This window comes from Streptomyces albicerus, from assembly GCF_008905045.1.
Taxonomy (GTDB): domain Bacteria; phylum Actinomycetota; class Actinomycetes; order Streptomycetales; family Streptomycetaceae; genus Streptomyces; species Streptomyces albicerus.
Genome location: NZ_VWMY01000014.1, coordinates 1 through 16,166, shown reverse-complemented (window position 1 = coordinate 16,166; position 16,166 = coordinate 1). Strand labels below are relative to the sequence as shown.

Annotated in this window: 15 protein-coding genes; 7 read left to right on the top strand and 8 right to left on the bottom strand. The window is 70.9% G+C overall.

Annotation, left to right across the window (positions count from 1 at the left end):
• Positions 1–19: 19 nt before the first annotated feature.
• Positions 20–1,339 carry an MFS transporter gene (locus GAS53_RS13895; protein WP_151477848.1) on the top strand — a complete coding sequence of 440 codons (1,320 nt, stop codon included), beginning with the start codon at positions 20–22 and terminating at the stop codon, positions 1,337–1,339.
• Here GAS53_RS13895 and GAS53_RS13890 read toward each other — a convergent pair.
• The 3 genes from GAS53_RS13890 to GAS53_RS13880 form a co-directional block, all read right to left on the bottom strand.
• The gene (locus GAS53_RS13890) at positions 1,271–1,843 is read right to left on the bottom strand and encodes a sigma-70 family RNA polymerase sigma factor (protein ID WP_151477847.1); all 573 of its coding nucleotides are present in this window, start codon (positions 1,841–1,843) and stop codon (positions 1,271–1,273) included. The genes GAS53_RS13895 and GAS53_RS13890 overlap by 69 nt on opposite strands.
• A 38-nt stretch (positions 1,844–1,881) precedes the next feature.
• Positions 1,882–3,009: a hypothetical protein gene (locus tag GAS53_RS13885; RefSeq protein WP_151477846.1), complete on the bottom strand. Its 1,128-nt coding sequence runs from the start codon at positions 3,007–3,009 to the stop codon at positions 1,882–1,884.
• Between the two features lie 446 nt (positions 3,010–3,455).
• A complete protein-coding gene (locus GAS53_RS13880) occupies positions 3,456–4,775 on the bottom strand; it encodes a M14 family zinc carboxypeptidase (protein ID WP_151477845.1) in 1,320 nt (439 codons plus the stop codon).
• Between the two features lie 44 nt (positions 4,776–4,819).
• Between GAS53_RS13880 and GAS53_RS13875 the strand changes: the two genes are divergently transcribed.
• On the top strand, positions 4,820–5,434 hold the full coding sequence (locus GAS53_RS13875; protein WP_225858907.1) for a TetR/AcrR family transcriptional regulator: 615 nt from the start codon (positions 4,820–4,822) through the stop codon (positions 5,432–5,434).
• A gap of 97 nt (positions 5,435–5,531) precedes the next feature.
• Here the strand turns inward: GAS53_RS13875 and GAS53_RS13870 are convergent, their stop codons facing one another.
• The 4 genes from GAS53_RS13870 to GAS53_RS13855 all read right to left on the bottom strand — a co-directional run bounded on the left by GAS53_RS13870 (position 5,532) and on the right by GAS53_RS13855 (position 9,713).
• Entirely contained in the window at positions 5,532–5,777 is a 246-nt protein-coding gene (locus tag GAS53_RS13870; RefSeq protein ID WP_151477844.1) for a zf-HC2 domain-containing protein, read from the bottom strand.
• A gap of 151 nt (positions 5,778–5,928) precedes the next feature.
• Positions 5,929–6,453 (bottom strand): MarR family winged helix-turn-helix transcriptional regulator, encoded by a 525-nt coding sequence (locus GAS53_RS13865; RefSeq protein WP_151477843.1) that lies wholly within the window; start codon positions 6,451–6,453, stop codon positions 5,929–5,931.
• Positions 6,454–6,577: 124 nt separating this feature from the next.
• Positions 6,578–7,369 carry a DUF3152 domain-containing protein gene (locus GAS53_RS13860; protein WP_151477842.1) on the bottom strand — a complete coding sequence of 264 codons (792 nt, stop codon included), beginning with the start codon at positions 7,367–7,369 and terminating at the stop codon, positions 6,578–6,580.
• A gap of 271 nt (positions 7,370–7,640) precedes the next feature.
• Positions 7,641–9,713: an ATP-binding protein gene (locus GAS53_RS13855; protein WP_192583104.1), complete on the bottom strand. Its 2,073-nt coding sequence runs from the start codon at positions 9,711–9,713 to the stop codon at positions 7,641–7,643.
• A 372-nt stretch (positions 9,714–10,085) separates the two neighbouring features.
• Between GAS53_RS13855 and GAS53_RS13850 the strand changes: the two genes are divergently transcribed.
• The 4 genes from GAS53_RS13850 to GAS53_RS13835 all read left to right on the top strand — a co-directional run bounded on the left by GAS53_RS13850 (position 10,086) and on the right by GAS53_RS13835 (position 14,727).
• Entirely contained in the window at positions 10,086–11,207 is a 1,122-nt protein-coding gene (locus GAS53_RS13850; protein WP_151477840.1) for a catalase family protein, read from the top strand.
• Positions 11,208–11,456: 249 nt separating this feature from the next.
• Positions 11,457–12,212: a GNAT family N-acetyltransferase gene (locus GAS53_RS13845; RefSeq protein ID WP_225858920.1), complete on the top strand. Its 756-nt coding sequence runs from the start codon at positions 11,457–11,459 to the stop codon at positions 12,210–12,212.
• 108 nt (positions 12,213–12,320) lie between these two features.
• On the top strand, positions 12,321–13,451 hold the full coding sequence (locus GAS53_RS13840; RefSeq protein ID WP_151477839.1) for an FAD-dependent oxidoreductase: 1,131 nt from the start codon (positions 12,321–12,323) through the stop codon (positions 13,449–13,451).
• A 271-nt stretch (positions 13,452–13,722) separates the two neighbouring features.
• A complete protein-coding gene (locus GAS53_RS13835; protein WP_151477838.1) occupies positions 13,723–14,727 on the top strand; it encodes a YdcF family protein in 1,005 nt (334 codons plus the stop codon).
• Positions 14,728–14,844: 117 nt separating this feature from the next.
• Here GAS53_RS13835 and GAS53_RS13830 read toward each other — a convergent pair whose 3' ends face one another.
• Positions 14,845–15,264 carry a hypothetical protein gene (locus GAS53_RS13830; RefSeq protein ID WP_151477837.1) on the bottom strand — a complete coding sequence of 140 codons (420 nt, stop codon included), beginning with the start codon at positions 15,262–15,264 and terminating at the stop codon, positions 14,845–14,847.
• Positions 15,265–15,521: 257 nt separating this feature from the next.
• On the opposite strand from GAS53_RS13830, the gene GAS53_RS13825 reads away from it, so the two are divergent.
• The gene (locus GAS53_RS13825; RefSeq protein ID WP_151477836.1) at positions 15,522–16,016 is read left to right on the top strand and encodes a hypothetical protein; all 495 of its coding nucleotides are present in this window, start codon (positions 15,522–15,524) and stop codon (positions 16,014–16,016) included.
• Positions 16,017–16,166: the final 150 nt, after the last annotated feature.

The following is a 16,166-nucleotide window of genomic DNA, read 5'->3' as shown; positions in this document are numbered from 1 at the left end:
GCTTTAAGTGAGGACTCCCATGACCAGCGCTCCCACAGTCGGAGCCCGAGGCGCCCTGGGGCGCCGCACCCCCGCGCGGCGTATACCGTTCGTTCTGGACGCGTCGATCCTGATCACTCTGCTGGCGGCGTCCAGCGCGCCCACTCCGCTCTATCCCGTCTACCAGGACCGGTGGGACCTGTCCGCCCTGGTCGTGACGGTGGTCTTCAGCGCGTACACCATGGCTCTGCTGGCAGCCCTGCTCACCACCGGCGCGCTGTCCGACCACGTCGGCCGACGCCCCGTCCTGGTGGGCGCGCTGGCCCTGGAAGCGGCCTCGATGGCCGCCTTCGCCGCCGCCGACGGCACGGGTGCGCTCATCGCCGCCCGCGTTCTTCAGGGACTTGCCACCGGCGCGGCCACCAGCGCGGCGGGCGCCGCGCTCGTCGATCTCGACGAACCGGCGCGTCCCGGCCGGTCCGCGCTGACCAACAGCATCGCCCCGGCGGCCGGCATGGCGGCCGGGGTACTCGTGGCCACGCTGCTCATCCGCTACGCACCCGGCCCGACCTCCACCGTGTATGTCGTGCTGATGCTCGTGTTCACCGCGCAGGCCGTCGCCGCCGCGCTCTCTCCGGAGACAGCCCGTCCGCACACCGGGGCCTGGCGCTCCCTGCGCCCGCGCGTCACCGTGCCGCCCGTGTCCCGCCGCGCCTTTCTGCTCAGCGGCGGGGGCGTCGTCGCCGTATGGGCGCTGGGCGGTTTCTACTCGTCCCTCGGCCCGGCCTTCGTCCGCCTGCTGGCTCCCGACGCCCCGCGCGCGGCGGGCGGCATGGTCTTCTTCACCCTGGCCCTGTCCGCGGCCCTCACGGTGTGGGCCACGCGCGGACTGCGACCCGTGACCGCCACGCTCCTCGGCTGCGCCGCGGTCCTGCCCGCCGTCGCCCTGTCCCTGACCGCCCTGCGGCTGATGCATCTGCCCGCCGTGTTCACCGCGGCCGTGCTGGCCGGCGTCGCCTTCGGCGCGGTGTCGCAGGGCTCGCTGCGCATGGTTCTCGCCCCGGTCCCGCAGCCGGACCGGAGCACCACCCTGGCCGCGTACTACGTCCTCAGCTATGTGGCGATGAGCCTGCCCGCGGTGGGCGCGGGCCTCCTCACGGAGCTGTACGGGCTGCGGACCGCGGCCCATGCGTACGCCGCCCTCGTCGCCCTGCTCGCCACGGCCGCGGCGGTCGTCCTCGCCGTGGCGCCGCGCCCTGCGTCCGTGTTCGGCGCGCGGCTGCTCCAAGGGTCAGGACCGGACGACACCGCGTGCCCGGAGGGTGTCGCGCAGTGCCCGCAGAGCGTAGTAGCTGCGTGATTTGACGGTGCCCGGTGGGATGCCGAGGTGTTCGGCGGCCTGTACGACGCTGTAGCCGCGGTAGTACGTCAGGGTGAGCACCTTGCGCTGGGCCGGGGTGAGCAGGCTGAGCGCGTCCAGCACGATCTGCGTGGTGAGTATGCGATCGATGGCATCGTCGACCGGCAGATCGAGATCCTCGATGGCCTGGGTCTCCGACGGCCGGATGAGCTGAGCGCGGTGGTGGTCGATGGCGAGGTTCCGCACGACGGTGAACAGCCAAGGACGGATGGACACCGGATCTGTGCCGGCGGAGGCGAACTGCCGCCACGCGCGAGCGGTGGCTTCCTGCAGCAGGTCCTCCGCCTTGTGCCAGTCGCCGCCCAGCAGGCGGGCCGCGTAGCGCAGCAGCGGGGTGGCGTGGTGGTGGTAGAGGGCACGTACGAATTCCTCGCAGTCGTCGGACCGCGGAGGGCCGGGACTGGCACCGGGTATCGATGTCCCGGCTTCCGGAGTCCGACTCATGTTCTGAGACCCTTTGCTCATCAGTGGACCAGTCCTCCTCATACGCCGGTGCCGCTTCGCGCGAGCGTCTCCACGAGCTGGGCGCGGGACGGGCCCGCCCGAGTGGAGGAGGCGGCGTCGGCCGCCACCGCGGAGAACCGGGCCAGCAGATCGCGGGCGAGACCCGCCGGTTTCGTGTCCGGTCCGGGCAGCGCCCCGGATACGGCAGCCGCCCCGGGAAGGCCCCGCCGGTTCCCCGGGCCGTCCGAAGACCAGCCGTCTCCTGCCTGTAGTCCTTCCTCCCAGTCGGTGATCCGGTGGTGGAGCGGCGCCAGCAGATCCTCGGTGAGGCGGTCGAGCCGTACGGCGACCTCCTCCGGGCCGCCCTGCTGCACGGCGTCCCTCAGCAGGACGGCGTGCAGCAGTCCCATCGACGGCCCCAGACCGAGCAGGGGATTGGTCGCGGCCCACGCGTCGCCGACGCTCGCCGTTCCGGTCGCCACCGGGCGGCCACGCAGGACGAAACGCCGGTAGCAGCTCTCCAGGCGTGAGGTGACCCACACACCGGGAAGAGGGCTTCCGCCGAGGCGCGGCAGCAGCGGCGCGTACAGCCCGGCCGCCCGGTTCCACGCGGACGGTCCCGCGAGCAGGTACAGCTCCAGGTCTTCGTCGCCGATGCACAGCGTCATCGACCAGTGGCCGTCGCCTGCGGACAGCACACCGACGGAAACGCCGTCGAAGTGGTGAAGAGACCACCTCGCCCGTCCGGCGGAGGTCTCGGCCGAACCGAAATGGCGGGTGTAGAACCGAAAGCCGGTGTCCTGGCGCTCCTCGAGCGGTCGGGGCGCGCCCACCTCGCTCAGCAGCCTGACCATCCGCGACTCGCGGCCGGCCGCGTCGACGACCAGATCGGCGAGTACGGCCTCGCCCGCGTCCGTCAGGACCCCTTGGATGTGCGGCCTGCCGGGGATACGTTCCGTGCCGGTCGTCAGCAGGGCGGCGACACCGACGCCACGTTCGGTCCTGACGCCCCGCGTACGCGACAACTCCTCGCTCAGCATCGACGAGACGACCGCCCGATGCGCGACCAAGTCCGTTCCCCCCTCGATGACGGTGCTCGCCGATGCCAGTTTCCGGGCGATGCCGGGCAGCTCGCGGGACACCATGCGCATGGCTCCGGGAAGCATCAGAAGAGGGGGTTCTCTGGTCGCGCGCAGCCGGTCGGACACGGTCCGGAGCTGCCCTCGGGTGCCCGGGTCCGCCGGCGGGGGACGGACAGGCCGCTGGTCCAGAACTGTTATCCGATGGCCCCCCGCCGCCAGCAACAGGGCGACCACCGCGCCCACCGGACCCGCACCGCACACCACGACATGCATCACACAGCCCTCCGCCGATCTGGACGGTGTGAGCATGGCGGCTTCCGCTGCTCACTTCCCAGACCGGTTTCCTGCTCAAACGCGGCCTTCCGGGGGGCGCGAACGCGCTCTGGATCGGGGCCGCATCGTGTGTCGGCGTGCCAGGCCGGTCGGTTCGGCGGCCTCGGGCGTGAACAGCAGGACGGGTGGTCCCGCTCCGATCCACAGGCACGGCAGCCTGTTCATGAGGCACGGCAGCCCGTTCATGTTTCCGCCCGTCATGGTGCGGCCTGTCGTGTGGCGGCGGTACCGCCCGCCGTTCGGGAGGCGGCGAGCAGGACGGCGCCCAATTGCACCGCGACCAGCCTGCGGATCTCGATCGCGGGGCCCGGGGACTCGGCCTCGGCTTCCCCGAACCAGCGGTCGAACCGCTCTGTGAGGAGGCGGTGCTGCGCGCGGATGGCCGGTGTCGGGTTGCCCGCGGTGATCTCGGCGTCCAACATGCGCAGGAACACCCCGAGCAGGCGGAGCCGCAGCAGATGCACCGCCTGACGGCTGTCGAACTCCTCGGCGAGCGTGGCCAGCCGGTCGAGGCCGGCCGGCGCTTCTGGCTGTTCGGCGAGCTTGCGCAAGGTCTCCAGCGTGCTCTCGGTGGAGCGGCGGAACGGCGACCGCACGGTGAGGTCGTCCGAGACGGCTCGCAGGGCCGCCTGGAGCGTCTCGATCAGCTCACGCCGGGCCGTCGCCCCGGCGGTGGCGATCGCCTGGTGGGTGCGGCCGGATCCGGTCCGGTCGGACACACGCGCGTCGGTCCAGTAGGGCACCTCGGTCACCAGGTGGAGCGCACCGAACCGGGCCGCGTAGTCGGCGCTGCTGCCGCCCGCCCCGAACGCGGCGGCCACCTGCGCCCCACTCGGAGTGGTGTGGACGGCCGGGGCGATCGGTTTCGAGCCGGGCAGTTCCGGCTCGCCGTGATGCAGTGGGAGGCCTTGCAGGCCGGGCAGTTCGGCCAGTTGCTCGGCGAGCGGAGCATCGTCGCGGTTCAGGTAGAAGTACGCCCCTTGGTACTCCCCGTTGTGCAGGGAACAGACCAGGGACGGTTCCACCTCGTCCATGAGCCGCATCAGCGCCGCCGTCTCCGGCAGGGTGCGGTCGAAGTGGTAGTCCTCGTCGATCAGCGGGAAGGTCCACTCGACCTGGTCGGGCAGATTGGGCCGGTAGAAGTGCTCGACGTAGGCGCGGCGGTCGCCGGGACGGCCGTACCAGCCCTCGTTGAGCCTGGCGCCGTCCGGGTCGGCGCACGGCAGGAAGTGCCAGCGGTGGCCCAGTTCGGCCCGCAGTGCGGCGTCCTCGCAGAGCAGCTCGATCAGGGCGCTGACGGTGAGGGTCCCGACCGGCTCGTTGGGATGCGGCCCACCGATGACGACCGCGTCCGCGGGCCCGTCGCCGACGGTCAGCACGCGCAGCGGCTCACCCAGGCGTGAGGTCCCGACACGCCGTAGTCGTACCAGGCCGGGGTGGGCGGCGGCCACCGCGTCGAGCTCGGCGTGGATGACGTCGACGGACGGGAACACCGCATAGCCGGGCACCCGGCTCATGTACTCTCCAACATTCATAATCAAATTACTGTAATAATGGGATTATGAGAATGACAAGGGCCGAGACCAAGGAACGCAATCGCCGCGCCCTGCTCGACGCCGCGCGCCAGGCCGTGGCCAGGGACGGCCACCGCGCCCGGCTCGACGAGATCGCCGAGCAGGCCGGCCTGACCACCGGCGCCGTCTACTCGCTGTTCGGCAGCAAGAACGGCCTGATGACCGCACTGGTCACCGACTACCTCGGTCCGCACTACGAAGGCATGGAGCAGGCCGCCCCCGTCGGACTCGACCTGGTGGAGGCGGTCGGTGCCTTCGCCCGCTACTACCGGCGCGTGTGCGACGACCCCGACGCGTTGCGGCACTTGTCGTTCGAGATCAGCCTGCAGGACATGGCGTTGCGCGACCCCGAACTGCAGACCAGGCTCGCCGCGTCCATCCGGGCCCACGAGGAACGCCTGGCGGCGCTGTTCGCCGGCAGATCGCACCATGGAGCCACGGTGACGCCACGGCAGGCGCAACGCCTGGCCACCGCGCTCAGAGCACTCCTCGTCGGCCTCAGTCAGGGAGTCGTCCTCGGCCCGGCCGAAGCGGCTCCGGAGTCGTACTTCTCCGATACCGCCCGCGCCCTGACCGCACCGGAGGTACTCGGGCCGCCCTGATCCCCCCAGGCCATGACGTGGTCTGACGGGGCATCCGCCTGGAGGTGAGAGCCCGAACGCGCGGCTTTCGGGAAACCGGCTGCCCGGCGCGTACGCGTCAGTCCCGGTCCGCCGCCGCACGGCGCGCGGCCTCGATGGCCCGCGCGGGATCGGGTGTCGGCACGCCGTCCAGTTCGTAGGGCATCACCGTGTCGAGCAGCGGGAGCACGCCGAGAAGTTCCTCCCGCTCGGAACGGCACGACGGGCACTGGTCGAGATGCGCCCGCAGGCTGTCACGCTCCGCCCCTTCGAGGATGCCGAGCACCTGCGCGGTGAGGGCGATACGGGCGTGCTCGCAATCCACAGGACCCTCCGAAACCGATCGGTCCGACCGTCGGCGTCATGGCCGGTACGGCGGCATTCCGCCGAGAGGTGACGCCGGAGTCCTTCCTACCCTATGGGCCCGCTGCCACGGCAGACCCCGTCACGGGGCGCCCCGCGCCCCGCGCGTCCCCTCAAGAGGCCGTCGACCTCCAGGGCGACACCGACGGTCCGGCCGACCGGGATCCCGCCCGCACGCGCGGGCGCCCGGCCAGGTCGTGCAGGGAACGGACGAGGGCGTCGTACTGCTCCGGCGAGTAGTGGAGTTCCTGCCGGGCCGACTCCGCGACGCGACGCGCTCGCTCCCGCAGGGCGTCCCCCGTCTCCGTGATGGACACCTCGAGCTGGCGTCCATCGCTCTGATTGCGCCGTCTGTCGACGATTCCCGCCTCCTCCAGGCGCTTCAGGAGAGGGGACAGGGTGCCGGAGTCCAGACTGAGCACCTCGCCCAGGTCCTTGACGGTGACCGGCCCTTGCTCCCACAGCACGAGCATGACCAGGTACTGCGGATACGTGAGTCCGAGCTCGGCCAGGAGCGGACGATAGTGGCCGACCGACGCCCGCGCCGCCACGTACAGGGCGAAGCAGAGCTCGTCCTGGAGCGGCGCGCTCGCGGAGAGGCGGCCCTCGTGGGCCGCCGGTGTCCGGGGCAGTTCCATGAGCGTGGTGACTCCCTTTGCCGTTGCCGGGCTCCACGGTCGCGGGGCCGCACGGTTCTACGACACGGGGCACGGATCGGTTCAACTCGGTCCGGCACCGGGCCGTACGTCCCTGGCCCGCGGCTCAGTCGACCGACGGCCCCTCGATGTACCGGCCCTCGCGGTCGTAGGGCCATGCGTTGGCCTTGCAGCCGTCGAGGCCCTTGATCTGCTGCATCATCGCGGGAGCGAGCTTCCCCGGGCCCGGGCAGCCTTCGTGTCCGTGTCCCAGGCGGTGCCCGACCTCGTGATTGATGATCAGAGCGCGGTACTCCTCGATCGGGCCGTCGAACTGCGGTGATCCGAGCTGCCACCGCCGGAGGTTGACGACCACCGTCGAGCCCACGGTGCAGTTGACCTTGCCCTCGGTGTCCAGGCCGGCGGCGCCGCAGATGGCGTCCACGGTCGCGGGGGTGGCGATCTTCACCGTGAAGTCCGTGGGTCCGGACGCGACCAGCTGGAAGGCCTCCCCGCTCGCCGTCCATCCGCGCGGATCCCCGAGGACCGCGTTCACCTCGCGTGCGGCCTCCGACAGCGGAAGGTCCAGGGAGTCCTCGATCTGCACCCGGTACCGGCGGGGCGTGCCGTCCCCGACGGGCCCGAGGCTCTCACGCGCGGTGGCGAACTCCCCGGATCCGTCGACCGGGATCGGCGAACCGGTCGGCTCGCTCGGTTCGTCCGGCGCGGGCCGCTCCTCCGACCACGCGGACGTCTCCTCCGCCACAGCAGGACGCCTCACGTCCACGTCATCCTTCTGCCGTTCCGGCAGACAGCCGTAGGCCAGTGCGGCGGCGCTCGTCACGGAGGCGAACAGCACGGTCGTCCTGGTGCGAAGTATCCGGGCCGCGGCGCGGTGGTGCGATCTCGTACGGGACATGGTTCTCCTCCAGCCGTGGACGGTGGCTCCACGTCCTGACTTCTGGTTACGCAGCGTTGCAACGTAGAAAATGGGTGCCTGGTTCACCCACCGGTCGGAACGGGGCTGCGCGGGGCCACGGCTGCGCGGTGAACTGTCATCGGCCGCGGGCCGTGAGGCTCACCGCGCACGAGCTTGACGGCGTCCCCGTTTGCGATCGGAGGAGCCGTCGCGTACGTACGCCGTACCGGGCGGTCCACCCGACAGCGGCAACCGCCGACGTGACCGGCTGTCAGGCCGGCCGGGCCGGCTCCCCGCTCCCGTCCCCGGCCGGCCCCGACGGCAGCGCGGTGCCCCGGAGTTCGTGGTGCCACAGCAGGTCACTCATCCGCTCCAGCGCGGACGTGAGATGCCGTCGGTACGTGCTGAAGGGCAGCCCGAGCCGTTCCGCCGCTGCCTCCTGGGTGAGCGCTCCCCGGAAGTAGGTGGCGGTCACCGCACGATGGCGCTTCTCGCCGCTCCGTTCGCCGAGCAGGCCCTCGGCGGCGGCCGCCAGAACCTCGGACAGACCGCGCCCGCTCTCGATGACCAGGCGGCTGCGGTTGAGCGGATTGTCGGCGAGCACCGCCGGCTTGCGCAGCGTACGCAGTGCTTCCCGGACCGCCGCGTCGAACTCGGGCCGTGACAGTACGACCAGCCCGCCGTCCGCCGGCGACGGCGAAGGGGGCATGGCTGCGCCCGACAGCATCGCGTTGCTTTTCTCCGTCAGCCAGGCGTCGGCCGGCTGCGCGCGCCAGTCATGGGCGAACAGCGCGTAGCGGTGGTCGCCGACCGCGGGCCGTTCGTCGGCGGGCAGCATGTTGAGGTCCCGCAGATAGTCGTTCCAGGATCCGTTGTCCTGGAACACGGCGTACGACCAGGTGAGCCCGTCGGCCCGGACGTATTCCGCGGTGGCACGCCACTGCATGAACGTCATCGGCGCCGATGGGAGCTGGTACTGCTCGGGATACACCGAGAAGCGGGCCAGTGCCAGGTGCTCGCCCGGTCTGAGCGGCCCGTTCGCCCGCGCGTGCCGCCAGGCCGCGGCGACCACCGGATCGACGTCCAGGCCTTCCGGCTCCTCGATGCGCAGCCAGGCGGAGAACGCGAGGACCTCACCGGTCCGGTTCGACCGGTACACGCGGAAGTCCTCGGGCCGGCGGTCCAGCCAGAAGGCGGCGACTGTCGCGGACTGTTCGCCCTCGGCCTTGCGCGCCAGCTCCAGCACGCGCTCGCGATGGGCCGGAGCGTACGGCTGGTCCTCGACCAGGCCCACCTCGCGCCAGCCGTTGAACTCCGACATGTGGCCGTCACTGCGGTAGAGGTAGGTCAGCGCGCCGGTGGCCTGGAGTATCCGGGACTCGGGCGCGGAGCTGAGCCGATCGAGGAAGTACCGGCGCATCTGCCCGTGCATCGCGGCGAACCCGTCCGGGTCCCGCCACCGCAGGTCCGCCTCCAGTGACTCCCGTACGACGTCGTGCGGGAAGAGCCCGGCGGCCGACGTCTCGACGTACGGCTGGACGCGCAGCCAGGAGAACAACTCCGGCGCGTCGTCGCCCATGAGAGCCCGTAACAGGGACTCGGAGGTGACGTACGCATGGGCGCAGATCTCCAGCGCCCGGCGGTGCAGGGGGCTCGGCGTGTCCCCGATCAGCAGGGGCAGGAGGAAGGCGACGGCGTCCTGATCCGGCCGCCAACTGGGTGCGGACGCCCCGTCCTTCACCGCGAGGGCGGCCGCCAGGGCGAGGGCGAGCGGGTTGCCGCCGGTGAACGACAGCAGCGTGGTGTGGACTTGGGACGGTACGCCCCGCGCGGTGAGGAACGCGGCGGCGTCCTCGGGCGCCAGGTTCCGCAGGGACGTCACCTGCAACAGGCCGTCCCAGCCGGGATCGGCGGCCCAGCGCGGATCGGGGGCGGCGCGCCCCGCCACGACCACGATCGCGCCGGCGGGCAGCTGCGGCAGGAAGCGTTCCCACAGCCAGCCCTCGAGTCCCTGGCACTTCTCGAAGGTGTCCACGAGCAGCACCACTCCCGGAGCCTGCACTTCCGGCCCGGCCGCCTCCGCGAAGCCCTCCGGCGTCGGGGCGGCGGTCCTGCCGTCCACGTCGACGACCGTACGGCCCGCCAGGCGGGCCTCTCTGGCGAGCCGGCGCAACAGCGTCGACTTGCCGATACCGCCCGGCCCGTGCAGGTAGTGGATGGGGCAGGCGCCCGCGTGGCCCGCCAACGCGGCCCTGAACAACGAGAGTTCCGCGTGGCGCCCGACGAAGGCACGGTCCCGGCCGGCGGCCAGGCTGTCGTCGATGACACCTTCGCCCCTGCTCATCGATTCCATGATCTCTCCCCCCGGCGAGCACTCCGCCCCAGGTTACGGCGTGCCTGTCCATGCCATGGACAGGCACGGCGTGAGCGCGACCCCTGACCGTGATCCCGGGCAGAGAGCGGCGGAGCACCGTTCGGCCGCGCCGCGGCAGCCCACCTCCTGGGCGTGCGGCCCGTATCGCCGGGTCCGTTGAACCCGCACTCCGGGCCGGCCGTTGTGCCTACGCGGCCACCTTCTGGCCGTGCGCGCGTGCCCCGTGTATTGACGCACCACCCCGGCCGGCACCGATGCGCCGCATTGCCCCACGCCCTCGCCCATCCGACGCGGGGGCAGGCCCTACCCGGCGATACAGCCGGAGAGACCGGAAAGAGAGCCATGTCATTCGTCCCCTTCTCCGCCTATCGGCAGAGCCTGCCCCCCGACTACCACGCCGACGAGAAGCGCCTCGTCGACGACATGGAGAGTTTCATGCGCGGCCGAGTCCGGGGCGAGGACGCCGGCCGGGCCCTGCGCGGCGCGCACGCCGAATCGTTCGGCCTGGTCGCGGGCGAGCTCGAAGTGCTCGACGGCCTGCCGAAGCAGTACGCCCAGGGACTCTTCGCCCACCCCCGCACGTACGACGCCGTCGTCCGGTACTCGAACGGTGTCGCGCACATCCGTGCGGACCGGTATCTCGGTCCCATCCTGGGCATGGGCATCAAGCTCTTCGGCGTACCGGGACGGTCGCTGCTGGACGGCGAGAACAGCGGAACGCTCGACATCCCGCTGGTCAACTCCCCGGTGTTCTTCGCGAACACGGCGCACGACTACCTCACGACCCAGCGGCTGCTGGAGGACCTCCCGGACTCGCTGGCCACCGCGGCATCGCGCAACAACGTCCTGCGGAACCTGCTCACCAGCGGCGGAACGGCCGAACCGGACGACTGGCGATGGGACGAACTGCTCGCCTTCGTATCCCTCCTGGGCATCGAGAGGCAGCACCTCTTCCTGTACCGCTACTACAACATCGGCGCCCTCCGCTTCGGGCGCTACATCGCCCGGCTCCGTATCGCCCCCACGGCGGGCACGACCGGCTCCGTGGTGCACCGCCGCGTCGACACGGACGCCGAGGACGAGCCGTTCCGGAGGACGCTCGTGGCCGAGACCGCCGAGCGTGCCCACACCTTCACCCTGGAGGCCCAGCTGTGCGCCGACCTCTCGACGACGCCGGTGGACAACAGCTCCGTGGCCTGGCCGGAGGAGCTCTCCCCCTTCCGCGCGGTCGCGCGGCTGCGCATTCCGGCCCAGAACATCTCGGACGAGCGCAACATCGAGGCAGCTGACGCGACAGCGATCAACCCCTGGCGTACGCGGCCGGAGCACGAGCCGCTCGGCGAACTGAACCGCCTCCGCAGGGAGGTCTACCGTCGCTCGGCCGAACTGCGGCGCCGTATCAACAAGCAGCCGCGGCGCGAGCCCTTCTCACCGGCCGACGCACTGAACGCCACAAGGCACTGAAGGCACTGAAGGCAGTGAACCGTGCGGTGTCCACCACCGTAGGACGGAGCGGAAGAGGCCGCGCCCTCATGTCGAAGGCCCCGGTCGCCGGGGCCGGCCACAGGACGCGAGGAGCGGTCGGGCACACGCGCTGCCCGGGTATCCGGCCTCTCCATGTCGCTGATCCCCCTCGCGCACGAGCCGCGTAGACCGCGGTGCGCAGGGGGCTACCGCTGAGTCAAGGACAAGGGAGCGAACGACGTGACGGACATGTTGACGGACATAGCGCCCCTGCTGGCCAACTGCCGTGCCTACGGGCTCGGTTGGGGAGCAGAGGAGCACCAGGACGAGGATCTCACCTACTACCGCAGCGGGTTGGCGCATCCCAATCTCAACGGGGTGCTGCGCCTGCGGAGTACGAAGCAGGCGGGGCTCGCTGTCGAACGCGTCACCGAGCGCCTGGCCGGGGTCCCGTGGATGTGGTGGGTGGGGCCCGATAGCGCGCCGGGCGTCGTGGACGTACTCGCCGAGCACGGGGCGGCGAAGGTGGGCGAGATGCCGGTCATGGCCATCCGGCTGGACCGGCTCGCCGACCTGGACGGCCCTGCCGGGCTGAAGATCGAGACGGTCGACGGCGCCGGGGCCCTCGCCGAATGGGTGCACGCCTACAGCCCGTCCTTCGGCGTCGACCTGCAGCTTTGGGACGACTCGCTGCGCATCGAGGCCGGACGGCCGGACGCCGCCGGCATCGTCCGGCTGGCCGGACGGCTCGACGGGGAGGTGGTGGGGACCGCCCTCATGCTCGAAGCGCACGGAGTGGCGGGCATCTACGTGGTCACGACCGCCGAGGCCCACCGTCGCCAGGGCATCGGCGCGGCTCTGACCTCGGCGGCCCTGCGCGTCGGCCAGGAACGCGGACTGCGGGTCGGCACGCTCCAGGCGAGCGAGATGGGGGAGCCGGTCTACCTGCGGATGGGATTCGAAACGGTGGCGAAGTATCAGCTGTTCCAGCTGCCGACGCCCTGACGACTGTTCCAACTGCCGACGCCCTGACGACGTCCCGATCCCTGATCCGTCACGGGGCCCTGCGGACCGGACCGCCAACACTCTTGCCAACATTCTTAAGGACACAGCATGTCCAGTTCACGCAACGTTCTGGTGGTCGGCGCGGGTATCGCCGGCCTGTCGGTCGCCCGGGCGCTGGCGCGGCGAGGCATGTCGGTGGAGATCATCGAGCGCAGATCCCGGCCCGCCTCGGGGATGGGCCTGTTCCTGCCGGCCAACGCGGTGCGCGCGCTCGCAGAACTGGGGCTCCAGGACCGTGTGGCCCACCTCGGCACGCCGGTCCGCTCCCAGCAGTTGCGCGACAGCCGTGGGGCCACCCTCGCGGAGATCTACCTGTCGGCATTGTGGAAGGACACCGGGGAGTGTGTGGGAATCACCCATGACAACCTCCGGGCGGCCCTGGCCGGAGCCGCGCGGGTGCCCGTCCGTACCGGCACGACGGTGCAGTCCCTGACCGAGTACGACTCGGGCGTCCATGTCGACTTCACCGGCGGCGGCAGCGGCGACTACGACCTCGTCGTCGGAGCGGACGGAATCCGCTCGCAACTGCGCCGAACCGTCAGTCCCGGGGCAGAGCCGCGGTACGCGGGTCAGATCTGCCGGCGTTTCCTGACGGACAATCACCACGCCATCGACCGGTGGACCGTGTGGCTGGGCCGCGGAACGACCTTCCTGGCCGTACCCGTGAGCAAGGACCGCCTGTACTGCTGCGCGGACCTGTCGGCCCCCTCGCCGCAGGGCGGGGAAGCGAGTGACGTGGCTGCATGGTCCGCGGAGCGATTCGCCAACCGCTTCGCGGGGTTCCACCCCGTCGTCGCGCACCTGCTGGAGACTCCCGAGGCCCAGGACTCGTACGTCTCACCGATAGAGGAGGTGTCCCCCCGACGGTGGGCGACCGCGCACACCGTCCTCGTCGGTGACGCGGCGCACGCCACGTCACCGAACATGGCGCAGGGGGTGGCCATGGCCGTCGAGGACGCTCTCGTCCTCGCCGAGTGCCTCGACCGGCCCGGCGAGACGCGGGACCTTCTCGAGGAGTACCGCAGACGCCGTCTCCCGCGAACCCGCTGGGTGCAGGCCCAGGCCCGCAAGCGGGACCGCACCCGGGGCATGCCGCCCGGCGTACGCAATCTCCTCCTCCGCCTGGGCGCGGAGCGCATGTACGAATCGGCCTACGCCCCACTGCGCGACAGACCGTGACAGGCCATGCAGACCGTGACAGGCCAACAGACCGTGACAAGCCATGCAGGCCATGCAGGCCATGACGGGTCGTGAGGAAAGCGCACCCGCATGCGCGGCGCACCATCGTCGGCGTCACCGAACCGGCACCACCACCCGTATGTAGAACGGGAACACGAACCCTCGCCCCTGGGCAGCGGCTCCGTGTCCGTCCGCTCGCCGGGCTCCTCATGAGGCCGGCGGCCTTCGCACGACCGCAACGTCCAGCCGAACCAACAGGGATGTCCACGCCGTGCTGATCTATGTCCTCGCAGCGGTGTCCACGCTGCTCTTCGCTCTCGGAGTCCTCAATGATCCGCGCCGCTTCAGCAACGCCGTCTTTCTCGGCCTCGCTGTCGCCCTGCTGACCATCGGGCTGATAGGCGAGGCCGTCAAAGCCGCCCCCGGGCCGGTGTCCGAACTGATCAGGGCGACCCTCATCGTGGTCCTGGTGGCCGCGGTCACGCTGCTCGCCTGCTACCTCATCGGGAACGGCGTGCGGATGGTGCGCAAGGAGGGCAGGCGCCTCGCCAACCTCCTCTCCCTCCTGGCGGGGACGGGCATTCTCGCCATCGGCGCCCTGTTGCTCGTCGCCATCGGCACAGGTCTGCGTCCGCTGTCGATCGCGGCCGGGATCACCTTCGTCCTGGTGAGCTACTTCGCCTTCCTCTTCGTGTGCTTCGTCGGGTACGGGTTCCTCTATGGGCGCATCAAGGTCCGCGAACCGCTGGACTACGTCATCGTCCTCGGTTCCGGACTCCTCGGAGGCAAGCGTGTCCCGCCCCTGCTGGCGAGCCGGCTCGAACGCGGTCGTGCCGTCTGGGAAGGCCAGGCCACGCTGCACGGCCGCACCCCGATACTGATCACTTCCGGCGGGCAGGGTCCGGACGAGGACCTGCCGGAGTCGCATGCGATGGCGCAGTACCTGGTCGAGCGGGGCTTCCCCGAGGACTTCATCGTGCGAGAGGACAAGTCCCGTACGACAGAGGAGAACCTGCGCTTCAGCAAGGCGATCATGGAGCTGTCCCGTCCCGACTACCACTGTGCCGTCGTCACCAACAACTTCCACGTCTTTCGCTCGGCCCTCGTCGCACGTGCCACCGGAGTGCGGGGGCAGGTGCTCGGTTCGCCGACCTCCCGGTACTTCCTGCCCAGCGCGACCCTGCGGGAGTTCACCGCCGTCGTCATGTCCCGCAAGCTGCTGAACGCTGCCGCATGCGTCCTGCTCGCCCAGCAGTGCTGGGTGACCATTTGGTGACCCGGCTCGGTCACAGCTGAGTGAGGGTTTCCCCCGGCGGTGACTTCGTCCGCGGACAGTGGGGCGCAAACAGGGCCCGACCGGCCGAGCGGTGGCGGTACGGGCCCTGTCCGGCCGTCACCCGGCGGCTGCGCCGAGCCGCTCAACCTGCTGAAGAACGCCCGCGGTTGTGTCTTCGCCGGCGAAGTACCCGGTGGTCCGGAATCCGGTGTCCAGGTCCTCGCCGGTGACAGTGAACCCGTCCGCGGGACCCGAGACATCCAGAATGCCGCGAAAGCGGAACACCTGGCCGTCAGGCAGTGTGCGGGTGACCAGTACCGTGTCACCGCTTCGCAGACCGCAGACGGTGCTGTGGGCATCGCTCGTTCTGCCGGTAGTGCTTGCGTGCGCAGCGTTCATGTGTGTCCTTCGCCGTCGTCCGGTCTGGCCTGGATGGTCGGGAGTCGCGTCCTCTTCACGCGGCGCGCTGTGCCGCTCCCGGCGCGGCGCGTGGGCGACTGCGCTCAGACCTACGCCCATGGAGTCGATCCGGTTCATCGCGGCCACGGCCCGGCGCGGGCGGCAAGCGCTCCGCGGCACAGGCGGCGTCTTTCGTGTCCGTCGTCGTTCACAGCCGTGCTGCGGCGTCCACCGGTGAACCGGACAGCGTGCGAGGCCGTAGTGCCCGGTGCGGACGACCTCCTCCGCGGCGCCGGTTCTGATGCCTCCCCACGAAAGGCGCCGGAACGGCCGGCGGCCAGGCGGCACAGGGGCCGCAGCGACAGCTCCGACTTCACCATCTCCAGGCGGTTCACATGACTTTCAGCAACGACCGGACGGCGCGCAAGTTCGCGCTCGGCAAGCTGCTCAACGAGATCCCGGGCAGCGACGATTTCCTCTTCTGGCACATCGTCGACACAACCGGATACCTTCGCTCTCCGAAGAACGTGATGATCGTCGAGCCCTACGGCGACGGATCCACGCTCAGACGACTGCGTCACGGTATCGATCACCTCACGCGCCCGGCAGGGGACGACACCGCCGTCGACGACCTGTGCGCGCTGATCTCCCACCTGTTCGGAGACTACGACCCCAAGCTCATCGCCTTCCTGGACCAGTACATGGCGGACACCGGTCGCAGGCACTGGCGTGCGGACGTCTGGACGGCGGACCTCGACATCGCCCTCCGCGGTCTCTCCGCCTCGAACGAACTGCTCGCGCTGCGCCGCAAGTGGATCAAGCGCCCTGCCGAAAGCATGCAGCGCCTCCGCGGCGACGACACGGTCCCGCGGGCCGCTCAGAGCGGCTGACGGAGCAGCGCCAGCGCACAGGTGGCGACACCGGCCCGTTGCCGGGCGTAGGCGCCGAGCACCACGTTCTCCAGCGCGCTGAGCCCGGGCAGCAGCGACGGCGTCTGGAAGGTACGCCCCACGCCCAGCCGGGCGATCCGTTCGGTGGCG